The 19,729-nt window shown below is 37.0% G+C and carries 17 protein-coding genes; 8 read left to right on the top strand and 9 right to left on the bottom strand.

Annotation, left to right across the window (positions count from 1 at the left end):
- Nucleotides 1-18 precede the first annotated feature (18 nt).
- The gene (locus PCNPT3_RS08890) at nucleotides 19-1,926 is read left to right on the top strand and encodes a SurA N-terminal domain-containing protein (protein ID WP_015465550.1); all 1,908 of its coding nucleotides are present in this window, start codon (nucleotides 19-21) and stop codon (nucleotides 1,924-1,926) included.
- Nucleotides 1,927-2,081: 155 nt separating this feature from the next.
- Here PCNPT3_RS08890 and PCNPT3_RS08885 read toward each other — a convergent pair whose 3' ends face one another.
- Together PCNPT3_RS08885 and PCNPT3_RS08880 are read right to left on the bottom strand one after the other, a co-directional pair.
- A complete protein-coding gene (locus tag PCNPT3_RS08885; protein WP_015465549.1) occupies nucleotides 2,082-2,666 on the bottom strand; it encodes a thymidine kinase in 585 nt (194 codons plus the stop codon).
- Between the two features lie 110 nt (nucleotides 2,667-2,776).
- Nucleotides 2,777-3,625, bottom strand: a complete 849-nt coding sequence (locus PCNPT3_RS08880) for a DMT family transporter (RefSeq protein WP_015465548.1) — start codon at nucleotides 3,623-3,625, stop codon at nucleotides 2,777-2,779.
- Nucleotides 3,626-3,859: 234 nt separating this feature from the next.
- Between PCNPT3_RS08880 and PCNPT3_RS08875 the strand changes: the two genes are divergently transcribed.
- From PCNPT3_RS08875 to PCNPT3_RS08865, 3 genes are read left to right on the top strand one after another with little or no spacing between them, the layout of a single operon-like run.
- Nucleotides 3,860-4,231 carry a GntR family transcriptional regulator gene (locus PCNPT3_RS08875; RefSeq protein WP_015465547.1) on the top strand — a complete coding sequence of 124 codons (372 nt, stop codon included), beginning with the start codon at nucleotides 3,860-3,862 and terminating at the stop codon, nucleotides 4,229-4,231.
- Nucleotides 4,228-5,082: an ABC transporter ATP-binding protein gene (locus PCNPT3_RS08870; protein WP_015465546.1), complete on the top strand. Its 855-nt coding sequence runs from the start codon at nucleotides 4,228-4,230 to the stop codon at nucleotides 5,080-5,082. The genes PCNPT3_RS08875 and PCNPT3_RS08870 overlap by 4 nt, the downstream gene beginning before the upstream one ends.
- Nucleotides 5,082-5,915: a hypothetical protein gene (locus PCNPT3_RS08865; protein ID WP_015465545.1), complete on the top strand. Its 834-nt coding sequence runs from the start codon at nucleotides 5,082-5,084 to the stop codon at nucleotides 5,913-5,915. The genes PCNPT3_RS08870 and PCNPT3_RS08865 overlap by 1 nt, the downstream gene beginning before the upstream one ends.
- 151 nt (nucleotides 5,916-6,066) lie before the next feature.
- Here PCNPT3_RS08865 and PCNPT3_RS08860 read toward each other — a convergent pair whose 3' ends face one another.
- Nucleotides 6,067-7,485 carry a basic amino acid/polyamine antiporter gene (locus PCNPT3_RS08860; RefSeq protein ID WP_015465544.1) on the bottom strand — a complete coding sequence of 473 codons (1,419 nt, stop codon included), beginning with the start codon at nucleotides 7,483-7,485 and terminating at the stop codon, nucleotides 6,067-6,069.
- 43 nt (nucleotides 7,486-7,528) lie between these two features.
- A complete protein-coding gene (ddaH, locus tag PCNPT3_RS08855; RefSeq protein WP_015465543.1) occupies nucleotides 7,529-8,296 on the bottom strand; it encodes a dimethylargininase in 768 nt (255 codons plus the stop codon).
- A 270-nt stretch (nucleotides 8,297-8,566) separates the two neighbouring features.
- Between ddaH and PCNPT3_RS08850 the strand changes: the two genes are divergently transcribed.
- A complete protein-coding gene (locus PCNPT3_RS08850; protein ID WP_015465542.1) occupies nucleotides 8,567-9,985 on the top strand; it encodes a sigma-54 interaction domain-containing protein in 1,419 nt (472 codons plus the stop codon).
- A 38-nt stretch (nucleotides 9,986-10,023) separates the two neighbouring features.
- On the opposite strand, the gene PCNPT3_RS08845 is transcribed toward PCNPT3_RS08850, so the two are convergent.
- The 4 genes from PCNPT3_RS08845 to PCNPT3_RS08830 all read right to left on the bottom strand — a co-directional run bounded on the left by PCNPT3_RS08845 (nucleotide 10,024) and on the right by PCNPT3_RS08830 (nucleotide 15,013).
- A complete protein-coding gene (locus PCNPT3_RS08845) occupies nucleotides 10,024-11,883 on the bottom strand; it encodes a methyl-accepting chemotaxis protein (protein WP_015465541.1) in 1,860 nt (619 codons plus the stop codon).
- 531 nt (nucleotides 11,884-12,414) lie between these two features.
- Complete coding sequence (locus tag PCNPT3_RS08840) at nucleotides 12,415-13,059, bottom strand: helix-turn-helix transcriptional regulator (RefSeq protein WP_015465540.1); 645 nt, start codon at nucleotides 13,057-13,059, stop codon at nucleotides 12,415-12,417.
- 272 nt (nucleotides 13,060-13,331) lie between these two features.
- Complete coding sequence (locus tag PCNPT3_RS08835; protein ID WP_015465539.1) at nucleotides 13,332-14,606, bottom strand: L-cysteine desulfidase family protein; 1,275 nt, start codon at nucleotides 14,604-14,606, stop codon at nucleotides 13,332-13,334.
- A 26-nt stretch (nucleotides 14,607-14,632) separates the two neighbouring features.
- The gene (locus PCNPT3_RS08830; RefSeq protein ID WP_015465538.1) at nucleotides 14,633-15,013 is read right to left on the bottom strand and encodes a RidA family protein; all 381 of its coding nucleotides are present in this window, start codon (nucleotides 15,011-15,013) and stop codon (nucleotides 14,633-14,635) included.
- 300 nt (nucleotides 15,014-15,313) lie between these two features.
- Here PCNPT3_RS08830 and PCNPT3_RS08825 point away from each other — a divergent pair, with 300 nt between their 5' ends.
- Both PCNPT3_RS08825 and PCNPT3_RS08820 read left to right on the top strand, forming a co-directional pair.
- On the top strand, nucleotides 15,314-16,081 hold the full coding sequence (locus PCNPT3_RS08825) for an AzlC family ABC transporter permease (protein ID WP_041771499.1): 768 nt from the start codon (nucleotides 15,314-15,316) through the stop codon (nucleotides 16,079-16,081).
- On the top strand, nucleotides 16,081-16,422 hold the full coding sequence (locus tag PCNPT3_RS08820; RefSeq protein ID WP_015465536.1) for an AzlD domain-containing protein: 342 nt from the start codon (nucleotides 16,081-16,083) through the stop codon (nucleotides 16,420-16,422). The genes PCNPT3_RS08825 and PCNPT3_RS08820 overlap by 1 nt, the downstream gene beginning before the upstream one ends.
- A 392-nt stretch (nucleotides 16,423-16,814) precedes the next feature.
- Here PCNPT3_RS08820 and PCNPT3_RS08815 read toward each other — a convergent pair whose 3' ends face one another.
- Nucleotides 16,815-18,695 carry a methyl-accepting chemotaxis protein gene (locus tag PCNPT3_RS08815; protein WP_015465535.1) on the bottom strand — a complete coding sequence of 627 codons (1,881 nt, stop codon included), beginning with the start codon at nucleotides 18,693-18,695 and terminating at the stop codon, nucleotides 16,815-16,817.
- A 471-nt stretch (nucleotides 18,696-19,166) separates the two neighbouring features.
- On the opposite strand from PCNPT3_RS08815, the gene PCNPT3_RS08810 reads away from it, so the two are divergent.
- Nucleotides 19,167-19,544, top strand: a complete 378-nt coding sequence (locus PCNPT3_RS08810; protein WP_015465534.1) for an AAA family ATPase — start codon at nucleotides 19,167-19,169, stop codon at nucleotides 19,542-19,544.
- The last annotated feature ends 185 nt before the right edge of the window (nucleotides 19,545-19,729 follow it).

The following is a 19,729-nucleotide window of genomic DNA, read 5'->3' as shown; positions in this document are numbered from 1 at the left end:
GTTTAGAGGATCCAAAGTATGTTAGATAAAATGCGCGAAGGCTCTCAAGGTATCGCTGCTAAAATTATATTAATAGTGATCATCTTGTCATTTGCTTTGGCGGGTGTGAGTGGTTATTTAGGAGGAGGTAATGCTTCAGTTGCTATCACAGTTAATGGTGATGAGATAAGCAATGCAAGTGTTGAGCAAGAATATAAAAATGAACGCTCTCGTTTACAACAACAATATGGTGAGCAGTTTGATATTATTGCGGCCAGCCCTGGTTTTGTTAAGCAAGTTCGAGCACAAGCGAAGCAAACACTGATTTCTAATTTGTTAATTGCCCAAAGTATTGCGGATATGGATCTGCGTATAGGTGATGAGCAAGTGAAAGATGCAATCCGTAAAATGCCTGAGTTTCAAGTTAAAGGTGAGTTCAATAATGAGCAATATCTTTCTACTCTGCGTCGAGCAAGTTATACGCCTGCGAAATTTAGTCAGTCTATTAAGCAAGATTTAGTGCGTCGTCAGCTACTTAATACGTTAGTGAGCAGTGAATTCATATTACCTATTGAAATTGATAATGTAGATAAATTACAAGCACAGCAACGTGTTGCGCGTATTTTAAATATATCGGGGCGTGCCTTTCCACAAACGACGCCAATATCGATAAAAGACATACAAGCTTATTATGATCAACATGAACAAAATTTCCAATCGTTACAACAAGTCAGTGTTGATTATGTTTTGTTAGATGCACATAAATTATCTCAAAAAACAGTGATCAGTGATGTACAAGCACAAGCTTATTATGATGATCATCAAGTAGATTACCAGCGTGTAGAGCGTCGTAAAGTCGCGCATATTTTAGTGCAAGGCCATAGCGCTGACGCATTGAAAAAAGCACAAACGATATTGCTTGCCTTAGAAAAGGGTGCTGATTTTTCTGTGCTAGCACGCGCCAAATCAGAAGATATCTTATCTGCTAAAAATGATGGGGCATTAGACTGGTTTGAGCATGGCGTGATGGATGAGCAGTTTGATAAAGCCAGTTTTGCATTAACGGCAAAAGCACCTTTATCAGATATCGTTAAATCAACGTTTGGCTACCACATCATTAAATTGTTAGATATTCAACAAAAACAAACCTTACCTTTTGCACAAGTAAAAGCGACGGTAATGAAAACACTGAAGAAAGAAAATGCAGATGAGCGCTATTATGATCTGCAACAACAACTTCGTGAAGTGGCTTTTGAAGCGCCTGATAGCCTAGATGAAGCTGCGGGTGTTGTAAATACACAGATACAACATATTGCATTGTTTAGTCGTGATAATGTACCTGCGTTGTTAGATGATCCTGCATTATTAAATCTATTATTTGATATTGATTTTCGCGAGGAAGGTCTTAATTCTGATGTCTTTGAACTTTCTGATAAGCGCTCTATCGTGGTGCGTGTGAGTAACTTTAAAGAGGCTGCAACCGAGTCTTTAGATAAGGTTTCTGATACCATAAAATCGCAGCTTAGTGAGCAAAATTCACGTGCTAAAGCGCATGATTTTACGCTGCAAGTATTAGAAAAACTTAATAAAGGTGAGTCAGTAGAGGCATTATTACAAGATAAGTCATTACAATTTAGCAAAGCATTAACCTTGTCTCGTTATAGTCGTGAAGTTAACCCGCAAGTGGTGCAGAAAGTGTTTACACTCGCGAAGCCACAAGCGGACAAAGTAACACGTGACTGGGTATCAACGAATGATACCGGTGATACGGGATTTGCAATTATTGAATTATCGAAAGTGCTAGATACAAAAAGTGCAACAACAATGCCTGCTTTAAAAGAGCAATTAGGGGCAATGTTAGTACGTGGCGGCTCAGAAGCGACGTATCAAGCTTGGATAATGCAGTTAATGCAAAATGCAGATATTAAACATACGTTGGAGAAATAATTCAACGTTATTGAATGCATTTTAATTGATCGAAAAAAAACCGCTAATGAATGAACATTAGCGGTTTTTTTATATGTGATTTTTATATATGATTTTTATATATGATTTTTTATATATGATTTTTCATATATAAACAAGGGCAGGGCTTCGCCTCGTTATTTTACATCCCAAACGACATCACGAAAGTGTTTTCGGCAGACCGACTCATAACTTTCATTACCACCAATGGAGATTTGGTCGCCTTCACTGATGACGTTACCTTGACTATCGAGGCGCAAGATCATATTTGCTTTACGCCCACAATGGCAAATAGTTTTAAGTTCAACCAGTTTATCAGCCCAAGCCAGTAAATAATGACTCCCACTAAAAAGCTCACCTTGAAAGTCGGTTTTAATGCCATAACATAAAACAGGAATATCTAAAATATCTACCACATAGGTGAGTTGTTTTACTTGCTCTTTGGTTAAAAATTGCGCTTCATCAAAGAGGATACAATGCTGTTTTTTCTCTTTATGAGAGGCTTCAATTATATTGGCTAAATTATCATTAACAGTAAAAGCTTGTGCATCACACTCTAGGCCGATACGTGACGCGACTTTACCGACACCCGCACGATCATCGATAGAAGGGGTTAGCACTAAGGTATTCATACCGCGTTCGCGATAATTATAAGAGGATTGTAACAGTGCCGTTGATTTCCCTGCATTCATGGCAGAATAATAGAAGTAGAGTTGTGCCAAAATTTCTTCCTTAAAAGGTAAATGAGTGCCAATAATAACAGGTTACTTTTTTAAATCACGGTAAGCTTCTGCTCGCGGTGATATGTTGCCTTTTAAGAGAGATTATCGGCTTACTTTAAGCGTTTTTTCTTTAGATTGTAAAAAACATTTATAAATGCACCTGCAATAATTAAGCTTCCTCCTATTAATGTCCACACTGAAGGACTTTCTTGAAAGAATAACCAGCCAATGGTAATTGAAAAAACGACTTGTATATAAGAGTATGCGGTGGCTTTACTGGCTTCTTCAGTTTGCATGGCTTTGGTGAGTCCAACCTGACCGATTTGAGTAAAAATACCGACAAATAAAAGTAAAAACAGGGCTTCTGTACTGGGCATTACAAAGTCACTACCGAGTAAGGTGGCAGCGATTGGAAAAGCAATCAACGGGAAATAAAAGATGATAACTGAACTGTCTTCTGTGGTGCTTAAACGTTTAACCATAATATAGGCAACGGCGCTGCATAGCGCGCCTACGATGGCAGCTGCAACGCTGAGTAATGGTAATGCATGCTCCGCACTTTGATCAAGTCCCGTGCCGACAATTAACAGTAAACCGAGTAGGCAACAACTGATACAGAGTATGGTGGACAGTTGTATTTTTTCACGTAAAAAGATGATTGCCAGTATTGCGGTGAAAACAGGGTGTAAATATTGTAATAATGTGGCCTCAGCAAGTGGCAGTGTGGAGAGTGCATAGTAAATACAAAATAATGCTAGCGTGCCAGCAAGGCCACGAGAAATGAGTAATATTTTATTATTACCCCAGAGTGATATTTTTTTACGCTTCACGTCAGTATAACTTATCAGTACAGAGACAATGGCTCTGGCTGCGACTATCTCAAAGACGGGGATCCCGTAGGTACTGACTAACTTTACACAACTCGACATCAGCGCAAAAGCAAAAGCGGAGAGCAACATGTATCGCGCTCCGACAGGGAGTTTATTGAGTAAAGTAAAGTTGATCATATTTTTAGTGCTCTACAGTAAAAGTGATGCTGATCACATAGGTATTCAGAGCATACAAGAAAAGTAAATACGAGGATATATCAAAGCGCATTATTTAAAAGATATTAATGCCTAAGGAACTACTTGCCTTGTGTTTTACTTTTGCTATAGTGTTATACATGAGTATAACACTATAGCGGGTGTAAAGTGACCGATTGGAATAATAAACAGCCTATTTTTCATCAAATTAAAGATTTAATCGAAGCTCAGATCCTGCAAGGGATCTGGCAAGAGGGATGCGTACTACCTTCTGTTCGCCGCGTTGCAATGGAGATGAAGATAAATCATCTCACGGTGATGAAGGCCTATCAATTGTTGGTAGATGAGCAGATCATTGAAAAAAAGCGTGGCCAAGGAATGTATGTTTTGAGTGGAGCTGTTAATAAATTAAAAAAAGAAAAAAAACAGCGCTTTTTAGAAGAGCAGATCCCGCAAATAATAACGACGTTAAAGGGTATCGATATGCCTTTAGCCACTTTTATAAAAGCATTAGAGCAACAGATTAAGGATGGAAAATGAAGACATTACTGCATGTTGATAAAGTCAGTAAAAAATACAAATCAGTATTAGCGATCGATAATATTTCTTTTTCCTTAAAAGAAGGGCAAGTGTTGGGTGTATTAGGTCACAATGGCGCCGGTAAATCATCACTGATTGGCGCTATATTAGGGTCGATATCTTATCAAGGTAGTATTGCCGTCTGCGGATTAGATCCAAGGCTGCAAAGGGCGCAATTAATGCAACATCTGGCTTATATATCGGATGTTAATGTGCTCCCATTGTGGATGAGCGTGGCGCAAATATTACGTTATAGCCATGGCGTTCACCCACGCTTTGATATAAAAAAAGCAAAAGAGATGTTAGCTAAAACGAACATATTAATGCATCAAAAAATTGCAACGTTATCAAAAGGTATGCGCGTGCAGTTACATTTATCTTTGATCATTGCCACCGATACACGCGTTTTAATTTTAGATGAACCGACATTAGGTTTAGATTTATTATATCGGGATACTTTTTATGAGCATTTAATCGCTTGGTTTCATGAAGGTGGACGAGCGCTGATCATTGCTAGCCATGAAGTGAATGAAATTGAGCATTTATTGACAGATGTTTTGATTTTAAAGCAAGGGAAAGTAGCTGTATATGCTGAAAATGAAGCGTTACAGGCGCAGTACTTTATATTAGAGGGTACTGCTGAGTCGCAAGGCTTAATTGAAAAAATGGCGCCTCTGCGAACAATACAAGGTTTTGCAACGACTAAGTGGCTACTTAAAAGCCAATATTTAGACGAAGTACAAGGCGTTGGCGTTATCAGTCAGCCCAGTCTGCAAGAGATATTTATTGCGATCCAAAAGGAGGGTTTATAATGCCTCGTATTTTTTATATGCTTGAAAAAGAATGTTTAGAGCATCGTATTGTTGTGCGTTTACCGGTATTTTTACTGCTACTTGGCTTATTTATTTTAAGTTATATTATTTTTGTCATGGGCGATGCTTCGAATGTGTCTTTTGAAATGCATTACCAAGGCACAATGACGCAAACGCCGATGTTGGGCGTCCGTGATGGTCTTTTTAGTATGATCAGCATCGCAAGTGGCATGTTATCTTTGATATTAACCTTTTTATACCTACCTAAAACGTTTTTGAAAGCGCGTCAGGAAGGGAGTTTAATGTTTTGGCGTAGTATGCCGGTGACAGACTTTTTTGAGCATAGCGTGAAACTTATTTTTGCACTATTAGTGATCCCCTTTATCTGTTCTCTGTTATTATTAAGTGCTGAATTATTTTTATATTTAATTAGTTTTTTTTATAATAATGCGCTGCTTGATATTTTGGGCCCCATCAGTCTGAGTGATATTGCGATACATTATGCTTATTTTCTAGAAAAAATGTTATTGCTTAGTTTTGCTGTTTTACCGGTAGCGTGTTTATTATTGTGCCTTTCTCAATGGCTTAATGCACCTATGATTGTGTTCTTTGTGGCTTATTTTGCACTTAAAATACTCTTTAGTTATCTTTTCGACGTACCCACGCTTAGCCTTTTTATAGATCAATTTAGCCGATTGCCATTAGACATCCTTTTTTCGCATGATGCATTAGCGGTGATATTGAACGTGGGTTGGGGAACGTTTGTTATTGCTTATATATTTGCGGGAGTATGCCTACTACTCAGCATGAATAAAAGTAAGTATGCTAAGTGAGCGTTAATGCTCTTTAGATTAATCAGCAAGCCCAATTGGGCTTACTGATTTTTGGTGATCGACGAATCGCCTTTTGGCATTGCAACTCATAAAAGGGCTATGCCGTGAACGGTTATGCGACTGAGTTTAGGTGATCTCATGTAGAGGTAACCTACAAAGCAAGTCCACCCATATTGAGTTGATAAACAGCGCAACCCGCCCCAAAAATAACCAGAGCCACCATTATTTTCTCTTTGCTATTACTAAAATAAGGCATATCTCTTTCTTTGCGTGAATAAAAGAAGAAAGGTAAACCACAACAATATAATAATAAAGACAGGAGTAAGTAATGTAAGCCGCCAGCGTATATAAGCCAAAGCCCATAAATGGTGCCAAGACTGGTAAAAGCTAACAGACCAAAACTGCGTTTTTTAGATTTTAAGGCCAGTTTAAATGCAAAAGATGCGCATAAAAGATAAGGAATAAGTGCCATTGAGGAGGCAAGCTGGATCAATATGTTATAACCGGCATCATTAAGATAATTAATAATTAAAAACATTGAGATCAAGCTATTACTTAACCACATTGAATGCGCTGGAACTTGTTTGCTATTTAATTTTCCAAAAAAGGAGGGAACAGTATTTTTCTTACCTTTCGCCGCTAAATAGAGCATTTCACTTGCTATCATTGTCCAAGCGAGTAGTGCCCCTGCGATAGATATAATCAATCCAATATTAATTAAAACGCCACCCCAAGGACCGACAGCGACACTGATAACCTGCGCCATTGAAGGGTTTCTCATGGCCGCAAGCTCCGCTTGTGGGACAACACCAAGTGACAGTAAAGACACACAACAGAGTAAGATAAAGGTAAAAACAAAGCCCAATAAGGTGGCTTGACTTACCACTTGCATACTTTTGGCTCTCGAGGCATAAACGGTTGCACATTCAATCCCTAAGAAAACCCATACTGTGTATAGCATGGTATTTTTAACTTGATCTGTGATGGATCCAAGATCTGGCGTACCCCAAAAGTTGATTTTAAACGTGTCTATTTTAAAGGCTAAAATCACAATAAAGATAAACAGAATAAGCGGGATCATTTTAGCTGCCGTTATGATCACGTTTAGCATCGTAGCAGAGCGGACACCCTGCAAAATAAAGAAGTGCAAGGTCCATAAGGTGATGATGCCACATATCATGGCACTTAAGGTGCTTCCGTTTCCAAAAAAGGAAAAGTGTTGAAAAGAGCCCACCGCACTAAACATAACGACGAGATATCCGACGCTACCGACCCAAACGGATATCCAGTATCCCCATGCCGCATTAAAACCGAGAAAATCACCAAAACCAGAGTGCACATAGCCGTAGATACCATCTTTAATATCCGGCCGATTAAGGGAAAGCCATTGAAATATTTTTGTTAAACAGAACATGCCAAAAAAGGTGATAACCCAAGCAATTATGATGGCACCAGCACCGGCGCCTTCTGCCATGTTTTGTGGTAGGCTAAATATTCCACTGCCGACAATGGCGCCGGTCACTAGAGCTGTCATCGCAACAAGCCCTAGCTTATTTTCGTTTTTTGGCACGATTTTAATTCCCTTTAATATTTTTGATTAAGTGATTAAGTGATTAAAAGCGTAATGATAGGCAACTTACACCACCATCTACTTTTCGGTATTCAGACGTATCAACACAAAACACATTGTAACCTAAGTCACGAATTTTAGCTTCGGTAATAGGGTAACCACTCGGCATGATCACATTATTATTTACCCAAATGCAGTTTGTGGCATAACTTTCACTTTCGGGGACCTCAATAATATTGAGATGTGAAAATTCTGCTTTAGTTAAAAACTCTCCGCAAGCGAGTAAATTGTTATTTTCAAGGTAAGCTAAGCCTGTTTTTAAATGTAATACTTTTTCAAGGGTAATTAAATGTCCAGATAGGCCATATTTTTCGAGGATGGCGATCACTTGTTGGGCGCCATGAAGATTTGTTCTTGCTGAGAGTCCAATATAAAAAACATCACCGATCATCATAATATCACCGGCTTCAACCGTACCCGGTGCTTCAATATGTTCTATTTTATCTTCACTATAGAAACGACGTAAGGCAGGCTCAATCGCATCAATTTCAGCGCGGCGAGAAGGAGCGCCAGGGCGCGTCACAATGGCACAATGTTTGGTACATAAGGCAGGATCTTCAACAAAAACCGAATCGGCATAATCTTCAAGAGGGGGTAATAGTAATATTTCAACATCACATTTTCTTAATGCATCTAAATAAGCTAAATGCTGCTGCATCGCTAAAGCATGATCGGGTTTACCTTCATTTGCACTAGATAGACCGTTAACGAGTGCAGAGCAAGGTGTACGAGCAATAATATATTTAAACATAATAAATTCCTTTTATATTAAGATATCTTTATATAGCGAAATTCATGCCAAAAATTAAAGGCAATAAAAACAATGACTTAACTTTATTTTGTGCGATTTAAACGGATGAAATATCGGCGTTGCTGATATTTCGTCAGTTTAAAGATTAAGTATTTGATAAATAAAGATTATTGCAGTAAATGTCACTGTTAAAGCGCTTAAAACATGTTCTTATAGATGAAATATCGTCTATTTAACCTGTTTTTGTATTAAATTAATAAGGAGCATTGCATGTCATTAGCATTACTGAGTCAAGTGATGGCTATTTTTGATAAAATGGATCGCTCCTATATTATCATTGATAAAACAGAAAACATTGTTGCTTATAATGAAATGAGTGCTCAACTTGATGGTTTGTCTCAAAAGAAAGTGCTGAATAAAAAATTATTAGATGTTTTCTCAACGTTAACGCGGCGTAATAGCTCGATGCTTAATGTTTTAAAAACGGGCGACGCGCAGTGGGATCAGTCTCTACAATATGAAACCCCATCAGGGCGTACCATGACACTAAGATCGTCTACCTTTCCTATCGTCGATACACAAAAACAAGTTACTTTTGTTATTGAGGTTGTCCATGAGGTGAGTCACATAAGGGTATTAAGTGACCGAGTTAATTACTTAACAAAAAGTCTACAAGAGCGTGATTTTGCGGCCCGCCCACCGATTAATATCGTGACAAAAAACAAAAAATTTATGCATCTATTTAAAGATATAAAATGCTTTTCTAAAACCTCATTGCCCGTCCTTATTTATGGGGAAACGGGCACCGGTAAAGAATTAATCGCACGCTATATTCATAATAATAGTCCGCTTAAAAAAGTGGCAATGTTAACTATCAACTGCGGGGCCATACCCTCAACATTAATCGAAAGTACGCTTTTTGGTACGGTAAAAGGGGCCTTTAGTGGGGCCGAAAATAAAAAAGGGCTGTTGTTGCTCGCAAATGGAGGGACGCTTTTTTTAGATGAAATTAATAGCATGCCGATTGAAGTGCAAAGTAAATTACTGCGCGTCGTTCAAGAGGGCCTTTTTAGGGCATTAGGGGATAATAAGGAAACAAAGGTAAATATTCGCTATATTGTGGCGATGAATGAGCCCCCTAATTTAGCGATAAAAAATAAACGATTACGTGCTGATTTATATTACCGCTTGAGTGTGTGTATGATTTCATTACCGCGTTTAGAGGACCGATTAGATGATATTGTGTATTTAGTCGCGTTTTTTATTACCAAGCATAACCCGCTTTTAAACCTTAACATTAAAGATGCGAGTGCAGATTTCATTACGTTATTAGAAATACAACCTTGGCCTGGCAATGTACGTATGTTAGAAAATACGGTATTACGCAGTATGTTGATATGTACTCAAGAGAACGATGAAATATTACAGACGTGGCATTTACGTTATATGTACAAGGAAGAGGTGTTAACTGAAGATGCGCAACAAGCGAAGGGTGCATTAGAAATGCTGGATACGCCTTTTAGTGAGTCATTAGCCGAGCATATGCAAAACTATGAAAAAAAATTAATCAATATGGCGATGCAACATTTCAAGGGTAATAGCAGTGCACTCGCACGGCGCTTTAAAATCCCGAGAACGACACTGCAGAGTAAACTTAAAAAGTATGCTTTAAATAAAAAGGCACCTTAACAATAAAATTAAGCGTGCCTTATTTACATTACCTTAAATTAAATTTTAAAGCGTTGTATTTCTTTATGTAGGACTTTTGCTTGCAGTGCAAGCTCTTCACTCATTTCTTTATTTTGTAACGTCGCCTGACTACTATCATGAGCAACATCGCGAATAGAGCTCACATGCTTATTCACTTCACTGGCAACGGCGCTTTGCTCTTGAATTGCAGTCGCAATAGCGGTCGTCATATCTAAAATGCTAATGATATCACTATTGATTTCATCGAGTAATTCGCCTGCATGATTTGCCTGCATGGCACTTTCTCGGCCTTCTTTACGACAATTATCCATGAGTGTAACAATTTCTTGCGTTCTGTTTTGTAAAGAGCTAATAATGGTTTCAATTTCTTGAGTAGAATCTTGGGTTCTACTTGCAAGAGAGCGAACTTCATCGGCAACAACCGCAAAACCACGGCCTTGCTCACCTGCTCGAGCAGCTTCAATGGCTGCATTTAGTGCAAGTAAATTGGTTTGGTCTGCAATACCGCGAATAACTTCAAGTACTGATCCGATAGTGACACTGTCTTCAACCAATTTGTGGATAACTTGACCCGATGCATCTAAATAACCTTCTAATACACTGATTTGAGCGATAGTTGCATCAACCCCTTTTTTACCTTTTTGGGCATTTTCATTGGTATGCTCAGCTTTAGTCGCTGTATCGGTGGTATTTAATGCAATCTCTTCAACGGTAGCGACCATTTCAGTAATAGCGGTGGCGACCATGTCAGTCTCTAGCATTTGCGCATCAATGCCTTTGTTCGTTTGTTGTATATTGAGGGTTAAGACATTAGTGACTTCATTGACATTGATAACGGATTTGTCGACAGAGGCTATCAGTTGCTTAAAGTTACTCAGCATCTGATTAAAAGCATTGCCGATTTCAGAGAGTTCATCATTATTCTTTGAACTGATATGCACGGTTAAATCGTTATCAGTGGTCACTTTTAACATTGATACTTTGATAGAATTAATTGAGTATATAATACTACGAGTAATAAACAGTGCCAGTAACGTCGCGAGTATAATAGAGGCAAAGAAGACAAAATAAGTGATATTGTTTATCCACTGTATGTAATCCGTCGTTGCTTTATTAACATTTTTGAACAGCATTTCAAATTCATTATTAACTTTATGGATCACGGTACGCACTTTTTGAAGTAGGCCATGATCTTTGGTGTAGCCCATTTTCTTCTGCTCTTGGACTAAAGCTAAGAATGCTGAATTATAATTATTGAGTGTACCTTGTAGTTTTGTAATTCTTTGCTCTGTAAAAAAGCTGGCATTGATCAAAGTTGAAAGTTTATGTTCATTGTCTTTAAGACGTTGTACGTATTTATCGTCTAGACGCAGCATATAATCTTTTTCATTACGTCTTATTTGCAGTAATACATTGAGCATGCTGACATCTGTACTTTCAATCATACCTTCAAGTTCACCGGCTGCTTTACGCAGTTGTCCATATAAACCGCTGGTGGGTGTTAAACCAATTGTTTGTTGTGCCATAACCAGTTCAGAAAAATATTTTTTGTAATCAAGCAGAATATTTTTAAGTTGTGTTGCTTCAACCGTAGAGATATCTAAATCTTGTAATTGAGAAATCAAAGAATCAATATTACTTATTAATAGCTGATGATTTTTGGTGAAGTTTTCATAATAGATAATATCTTTACGACTTAAGAAGTCTTTGGCATTGACGCGAAGTTGTAAAACATTCGTTTCTATTTGCCCAATATATTGAGTCACGCGAATGTCTTTTTGTAATGAATTAGATGAAAAATTCATGAGCACAAGTAAAATTAGCATGAAGGCTGCTGAAGCCACCGTATTCAAAATTAATTTATGTTTAATAAGCATTTTAATTCTATCCTTGTAAAAAAATTGTTAATTAAAAGTTGCAGAATACGTTAAATATAGTGTTTATCTACAGCAGTTTGATAAAAAATAAGTCATATAATCACATTGTAAATTCAAATTATAAATTAAATGTGAAAAAAAAGGAGTTTGAAGGTTTAAAGTAAAGTCTAATTAAAAAACCAGAAACGGTGATGTCCCTCGAAGAACTGATAAATAAAGCGCTGAGCTTATATTTTTTTGTGTGACAATAGTCTGGTATGTAATAAGTTCATGTTGACTTTTAGTTTGTAATTTTAATTGCGGCGTTTAATGTTTCAATCGAAATTTATTGGGATCGAAGAAATAATGGATAAAACAGAAGAGGAAGAAATATTGTCATTATGTTTTTTTTGTAAAAAATACATAATGAAACTATTTGCCCTTAAAACCAAACAATGAAGTGTCAGCCAAATTAAAGGCTGAATATTGATTTTTTTGGTGGATATACTTTAAGCTGGATTTACTGGGAAATGTAAATTGTATCTCACATTTTTATTTTTGAATATTACGTAAATAACGATAAACACTGTGGATCGATATTTTTAAACTTGTCCCTACACAACTAATACTGTCTTTTAAATCAAAAACACCCAATGCATGCAAGGCAAGTACAATCTCTTTATTTTTTGTCTTAATAGAAATGTTTTTATCTCGCATTACTTTATTTTTTACACTTTTAATTGAGCTCTGTATCAACTCATTATAATCGAGTGCAAAAGTCTCAAGAGAGTGCTCACATTCTTTGGGCTGCATAATATCAGGTAATAAGGTGCGTATGACGGACTGAAAAGGGGCATCTAGATCATTATTTATGCATAATAAACCGATGGATTCATTTTGTGCATTACGAATAACGGTGGTAATAGATCGTAAGTTTTTTCCATTGGGTGATTTGGTTAAATAAGAAGTAGAAACGTCTTTGCCTTCCGTTAACTTCATCAAAGCAAGATTGGTGATGGGGGTGCCCACTTGTCTGCCGGTGATATAACCATTTGCTATTTTTATAATGGATGCATTTCGAATATCAAGAGAGTGTAATAAGACCTCGGTATGCTTTCCGAACATAGTCGCAATACCATCTATTACATTTCCCATTGAATTTAATATATCAAGATCGCTTTGGCTGAGTTGCTGCACTTGTCATTTTCCTATCAAAGAATAAACCACTTTAATATAAAGTGATTTATTCTTAGACCAAAGGAATTAATTAAGTTTTCATGTATTGCGTAGGAAAAATTAACACTAGCAAGGCGTGAGTTGTAGGAGATAGTTGTTCTCACTTCAAAACTCACAACGCAGGTAGGGATAATTTCAACAAGCAAGACGGGTAACCTTTTTAGTTCCTTTGGTATTAGTTCCAAGAAATAAACAATAAATAAAGGCATTAAGTGTTTATTTAGCGTTTGGGATCATGCAGACATGATCTTAATGATCTGCGTGTCTGTGTTAGGCATTCCTTGGCTAATTAATTTTCCTAAATTTTTAATACTGTCTTCAACATTAGAAGCTACGATCCCTTGATCTTTTGTACCTGTGGAGTTAATCGCGAGAAGTGAGCTATATATTGCACTGCTGGTTGATGTTTTTACTTTCATCGCACACGTAGATTTTGCACCATCACAGATCATACCGGTACAATCACCGAGTACATTTTGAATGGCATAGCAACTTTGTTTATAATCACCACCCATTAAGTACACCATTGCCATAGCAGCTGCTGAGCTGGTTGCTGTATTACCACAAAAGGCTGAAAGGGGCGGGTAATAAGACTTAATGTAAATAGCCGATAGATGGCTAAGTATAAGTGCACGCGCCAGTTCGTCATCACCATGCTTACAATGTTTCGCCATAAGAACAACGGGTAATGTTGCTGCAATACCTTGATTTCCGCTTCCGTAATTACTCATAGCGGGTAAAGATGCGCCCCCCATTCTAGCATCAGATGCTGCGGAGGTTTGCATTAAGATATCGCTGACTAAGCCTTCAGACATAAAGCCATCTTTAATACTTTTTTGTATAATACGGCCAATTTTCAAACCGTAATCATTTAATAAGCCTTCTTGCGCTAATGCAGAGTTTAATTTTGCAGACTCTAAAATAAATTCAATATCAGCAAAAGGAGCATGCATTGCAAAATCATAAATACTTTCAATATTAATATCTACACCATCACAGATAGATGCCGTTGATGTTTTGTCGGTATTAGATTTTGAAAAAACGATTTCATTATTTAGTTTTTTACATATCACTTGTGTGTGTGCACCACTGACTTCGACAATCGCGATATCTTGACCTGCTTTAATTTCAACAAGGCAATATATAAATTCATCGACATCAATACGTGAAACACTGACATTATTTGTATCAATTAACGCTTGTGCTTTTTCTACATCGCGTGTGTTTATTTTTTCTAATACTTGTAAATCTGCGAGAGGATCACCTGCGAATGCACCCACAGAGGCTGCAATATGCAAACCAATACGGCCGGTACCAGGGACAAAGACGCCCATAGAATTTTTATATAAATTATCAGAGACGTGTACTGTAATTTTCTCTGGCTCAGCGCTTAACATTTGCATTGCGACAGCAGAGGCATAAGCAACAGCGATAGGCTCCGTACAACCTAATGCAGGTTTAACGACCGAATTTAAAATATTTATATATTGTTGCCATTGTGTTTTCATATTGATCCCCTCAAAATTATTGACTCTTACTTAGAATAAGCGATTGCTTCAACTTCAACTCTTACATTGAGTGGTAAATCTTTTACTGCAAAGCAACTACGAGCGGGACATTCAGTTTTAAAAAATTCACTGTAAACCTTATTAAAGGCGGCAAAGTCATTAATATCGGCAAGGTAACAAGTGGTTTTTAATACGGTATCTAGACTACCACCACCCGCTTCTAAAACGGCTTTTAAATTTTGTAATGATTGCTGTGATTGCTCGGTGATCCCACCATCAACGACACCGCCTTTTTCTTTACAAACGGGTAGTTGACCAGAAGTAAAAATAAGGTTTTCAAATTTATTCCCATGTGAATATGGACCAATTGCTTCAGGTGCACTGTTTGCTGTAATAATTTTTTTCATGATATTTCCTAGATAAAATAATGTTGACTCCGAGACCTTACTACTTACAAATAAATTTGCAAGCAAAGTTGCAAATTTATTTACCTATAACTTTCTCTGTAGCAGGTTATATCGTATTAGAAAGGTTTTAAATGTGATTAATGGCGAATTTTTTGTGATTAATTCCCAATAAATTTTCCAAAACCGCTTAAAGTATCTTGTACTTAACGTGAAATGCCAATACAATTGCAAAACAATTTGCAAGATAACTGCAAAATAACTTGCAATAATTTAGTGCAAATGGAACAAACAGGTATTGATATGAATAAAAAATATTTATTAATGGGGTTAAAAGCAATTTTCCCATTATGTATTGGTGGTTTCCCTTTTTCGTTTATTGTTGGTGCAATTAGTATCAGCGTTGGCATGTCTATAACAGAAAGTACATTTTGGTCATTTACTGTTTTTGCGGGATCAGCACAAATGGTTGCATTAGGTTTAATACAATCTTCTGCCAGCATTTTAATTATCATGTTAACCACGTTTATTATTAATCTTAGGCATGTTTTATACAGCGCTTCAATGGCTGAATATATGAAAGATTATTCTTTTCCGATGCGTGCATTAATGTCATTTGGATTAACCGATGAAGTCTATGCAGCCACGATCGACGAGATGAAACTTAATAAAGGAAATAGACATTGGTTTTATTTAGGGGCGATGGGGGGCTTTTGGTTTACTTGGGTCATTGCTAATTTCCTAGGTGCTATCGTGGGAAGTTCATTCCCAGAAATTGCTAATTATGGGCTTGATTTTGCGATGGTTGCAGCCTTTATTGCCATTGTTATTCCGCAAGTTAAAACCAGAGAATGTATTACCGCCGCCGTTGTAGCGACCATAACAGGTATTTTATTATCAGGTCTTCCTTATTCATTAGGTCTTGTTATTGCTGCCTGTACCGGTGTTTTTGCTGGTTATCGAATGGATCTTTCTACCGAAGCCATGCAAAAAGAAGAAAGCTTGCTTACTGGGCAACAAAGAGACGATAAATATATTGAAATCAAAGCATCAAACGAAGGAATTATATAATGCATCATATTAATTTAGATACCTATGTATTGATCACTGCGAGTATGGTGATTGCTACTTTTATTATCCGTTTCTCAATTATAGGTTTAGCGGGACGTTTTAATATGCCGGAGCGTTTTAAAAAGACCTTGCGCTTTGTGCCTGTCACCGTGCTTCCCGCTATTATTGCTGTCTCGATCTTAGGGTCGGGGGAACACATGGAATTTAATTTACATAATCCTAAAGTGCTGGCTGCGATTGTTTGTACGTTGGTCAGTTTCAAATTCGATTTAATTTGGGTTGTTATTAGTGGAATTGCTTCCTTATTATTCTTTCAGTATTTTCTGTGTTATCTCTGCTGATTTAATGTGCAGATAAAATAATAAAAAAAGGCACTAAGGTGCCTTTTTTTATTATTTATACCAAAGGAATTAATTAAGTTTTCATGTGTTGCGCAGGAAAAATTAACACTAGCAAAGCGAGAGTTGTAGGAGAGTGTTGTTCTCACTTCAAAACTCACAACGCAGGGTGGGATAATTTCAACAAGCAAGACGGGTAACCTTTTTAGTTCCTTTGGTATTAGTATTCACGAGATAAATTCGTTATGTAAATATATTGTGCCTTTATACTGACATGCTGCATGAATACACTTTCATGCACCCCCGATGAAAAGGGAAAGGCTATTAACAAGGGCTACATTTTAACTGCTATCTGAGCAAGACAGCAGATAAAAGTAACATGTGTTTATTCGTGATCAAGAAAGTTTAAACATGGCCACTTTTTTACTTAACTCTTCAGCATGTTGTTTAAGCTCATTAGATCCCAGTAAATCTTCTTCAGATCCTTCCGCTAATTGATCCGTGCCATCTTTAATAATGGTGACATTTTGTGAAATATCATTCGTTACATGAGATTGCTCTTCGGCAGCCGTTGCAATTTGTGTCGCCATATCACTGATCACACTAACAGAGGAGCTGATCTCTTCTAACGCCGCACTTGCTTTATTGGCGTCTTCAACAGAATTATTGGCTAAAGCATAGCTACTTTTCATCAGAGCAACGGCGTGTTGAGTCGTTTTTTGTAAAGTGTCTATGGTTAATTTTATCTCTTCTGTTGATGAATGAGTACGCTGTGATAATACGCGAACTTCATCGGCAACCACGGCAAAACCTCGTCCTTGTTCACCGGCGCGAGCAGCTTCAATCGCCGCGTTTAAGGCGAGTAGGTTCGTTTGTTCGGCAATACCCTGAATGGTTGCAAGAACGCTAGATATTTCACTGGCATGTGTGTTAAGGGCCTCAATAACGGTACTTGCTTCGGTAAGCTCTTTGGCTAAATCATTGATAGAAGCCTTCGTATTGATAACTAAATCATGACCATTTTGGGTACTGTGTGTTGAGTTTTGGGCCGCTTCTGCTGTTTGCTCTGCATGTGATGCGATTTCTTGTGTTGCTGACGCCATTTCTGTCACTGCGGTTGCCACCATAGTGATCTCTTGTTGCTGTTGCGTTAGTTTTTGGGTCGCAATGTGAGCTCTTTGAACGCCGAGCTCAGATTGTTCATTTAATTGCTCTGCTTGATTGCGAACATGTAATATCAGTTGCTGTAAGCTATCAACAAAAACATTAAAGCCATTGGCTAGGCGGCCCACTTCATCATTTGACTCTACTTTAATACGTAACGTTAAATCGCCATTACCACTGCTAATTTGCGCTAAAGCGTAAGAGATATTTTGTAATGGTTTGAAAAGGATATTACAAAGTGCATTAAATAAAATACTACAGACAAGTACGATCAAGCCAATCACCAGTAGAAAACTCATAAAAGTGGCATAAAGAGGTGAGATCAATGAATCATAATTGACGATAACCACTGTATTGAGATGCGTGCCTTTTATTGGCATGACAAATAAAATATGCTCGACACCATTGATCATGATTTTTTTGTTTTTAGTACTTTGAATGACGTCTCGAATATCCCTTTCTTGGATCCCTAAAGCAGAAACATTTTTATTTAATAAACTTACATTTTCGTGACTGAATATATTGCCATTAGTGGTGACAATAAACATAGAGCCATCACCGGGTAAAATAACTTTTTTCGTGTTTTCGATAATATCGGTTATTTTAATATCGGCGCCTAATACCAGTGATTTAGTAAATAAATGAATACGCGTGCCGATAGAAACAACATATTGACCACTAGCAGCTGCAATACTCGGATCGCTTAAAAATACGCTATTAGATTGAGCTTGGGTATACCATTCCCATTTTCGTGGGTCGTTATTTTGGCTAGGTAATATCACGCCATTTGCATTTTTTTGGCTACCATCAGGGTAAGCAAGAAATACATTTTCAAAATCACCTGAATTTTTCATTTGTTTTAAATGCGAGATAATAGTGTCTTCTTGCACATCATAACTTAACGAAGTCAGCGCATCCTCTTTAGAGGATAACCAATCTTCAACATAACGATTGTAAGAAGATGCTGAGTTTTTTAAGCGCTCCTCAACCTCGATGTCGAGCCTATTTAAGGATGCATTAAAAGAAAGTATTTCTATGAGTAAAGCCCCAATGATAAGGGCAAAACTTGCCGATATCGATAATTTATTCTTTAATGATAAATTTTTAAACATGAAGATAGCCTATTGATTTATAAGTATGCCTTTGGAAAATCGAATTTTTTTTTTGATGTTGTGCATCATGCTGGTCGTATTCGATTTCCAATGAGTTTTATTATTTTTGAAACAGGACTAAAAATAAACTAAAAAACAAAAAAATCAATTAAAACAATAAGTTATTTTAAGTTTGATTGTTTTTTAGATGAAAAGATCACGAAAACAACTTGGTTTTGTGAAATACATCAAAGATAATGAATTTAATGATGAAATGCATATCAGATGCAAATGAGAACGATCCTCATTTTCGAATTTTAAAAAGGAAATTTAGGACGTAAAGAGATAAGTGCTGGCGAAACGTTTAAATATTTTTGATTTATTACGGAGCTTTAAAGCTTAACCTTTTATTAGCGTGTATTTCTCTGTGATGATTTGATAGCTACGCCATAGAAGCACTAATATTATTTTCTATTAACATAAGGGATTTTTTTGCAAACAATAACGTTAACTTTGATACGAGGTTTACCCGGTAGTGGTAAGTCCACACTGGCTAAAACAATAGATGCTTACCATTTAGAAACGGATATGTATTTCATAGATACGAATGGACATTATAAGTTTGATGCCATGCAACTAAAAAAAGCCCATCTTTGGTGTTTAACACAATGTGAGCTGCAGTTAAAAAAATCGAATAATGTGGTGGTGTCCAATACCTTTGTACAGCAATGGGAAATGTCATCATATCGCTCACTCGCTAAAAAATACCATGCTAAATTAAATATTAGGGTGTGTACGGGGAGCTTTAATAATCAACATCAAGTGCCTCAAGAAACGTTACTAAAAATGCAAAAAAAATGGCAAGATTAGCCGATTAAACGGTTCTTAAAAGCGAGGCGCGAAGCAAAACACCTTAATACTATAAAGTGATTTTTTAATGGTTATTGAAAATAAATTGTAATCGAAAATTTATTTATCGATAAGTTTTTGTTGCATATTTAATGAACGAATGTATTGTAGTTATAAGACGTATGGACGTCTACACATCTATAATG

This window comes from Psychromonas sp. CNPT3 (assembly GCF_000153405.2).
GTDB lineage: Bacteria > Pseudomonadota > Gammaproteobacteria > Enterobacterales > Psychromonadaceae > Psychromonas.
This window is presented reverse-complemented; position numbering and strand designations above follow the sequence as displayed.

Excerpts from the sequence above, each read along its gene's own strand:
- PCNPT3_RS08890 (WP_015465550.1), top strand. The coding sequence starts at position 19 with ATGTTAGATAAAATGCGCGAAGGCTCTCAAGGTATCGCTGCTAAAATT.
- PCNPT3_RS08880 (WP_015465548.1), bottom strand. The coding sequence starts at position 3,625 with ATGTTGCTCTCCGCTTTTGCTTTTGCGCTGATGTCGAGTTGTGTAAAG.
- PCNPT3_RS08870 (WP_015465546.1), top strand. The coding sequence starts at position 4,228 with ATGAAGACATTACTGCATGTTGATAAAGTCAGTAAAAAATACAAATCA.
- PCNPT3_RS08865 (WP_015465545.1), top strand. The coding sequence starts at position 5,082 with ATGCCTCGTATTTTTTATATGCTTGAAAAAGAATGTTTAGAGCATCGT.
- ddaH (WP_015465543.1), bottom strand. The coding sequence starts at position 8,296 with ATGTTTAAATATATTATTGCTCGTACACCTTGCTCTGCACTCGTTAAC.
- PCNPT3_RS08850 (WP_015465542.1), top strand. The coding sequence starts at position 8,567 with ATGTCATTAGCATTACTGAGTCAAGTGATGGCTATTTTTGATAAAATG.
- PCNPT3_RS08845 (WP_015465541.1), bottom strand. The coding sequence starts at position 11,883 with ATGCTTATTAAACATAAATTAATTTTGAATACGGTGGCTTCAGCAGCC.
- PCNPT3_RS08835 (WP_015465539.1), bottom strand. The coding sequence starts at position 14,606 with ATGAAAACACAATGGCAACAATATATAAATATTTTAAATTCGGTCGTT.
- PCNPT3_RS08830 (WP_015465538.1), bottom strand. The coding sequence starts at position 15,013 with ATGAAAAAAATTATTACAGCAAACAGTGCACCTGAAGCAATTGGTCCA.
- PCNPT3_RS08825 (WP_041771499.1), top strand. The coding sequence starts at position 15,314 with ATGAATAAAAAATATTTATTAATGGGGTTAAAAGCAATTTTCCCATTA.
- PCNPT3_RS08820 (WP_015465536.1), top strand. The coding sequence starts at position 16,081 with ATGCATCATATTAATTTAGATACCTATGTATTGATCACTGCGAGTATG.
- PCNPT3_RS08815 (WP_015465535.1), bottom strand. The coding sequence starts at position 18,695 with ATGTTTAAAAATTTATCATTAAAGAATAAATTATCGATATCGGCAAGT.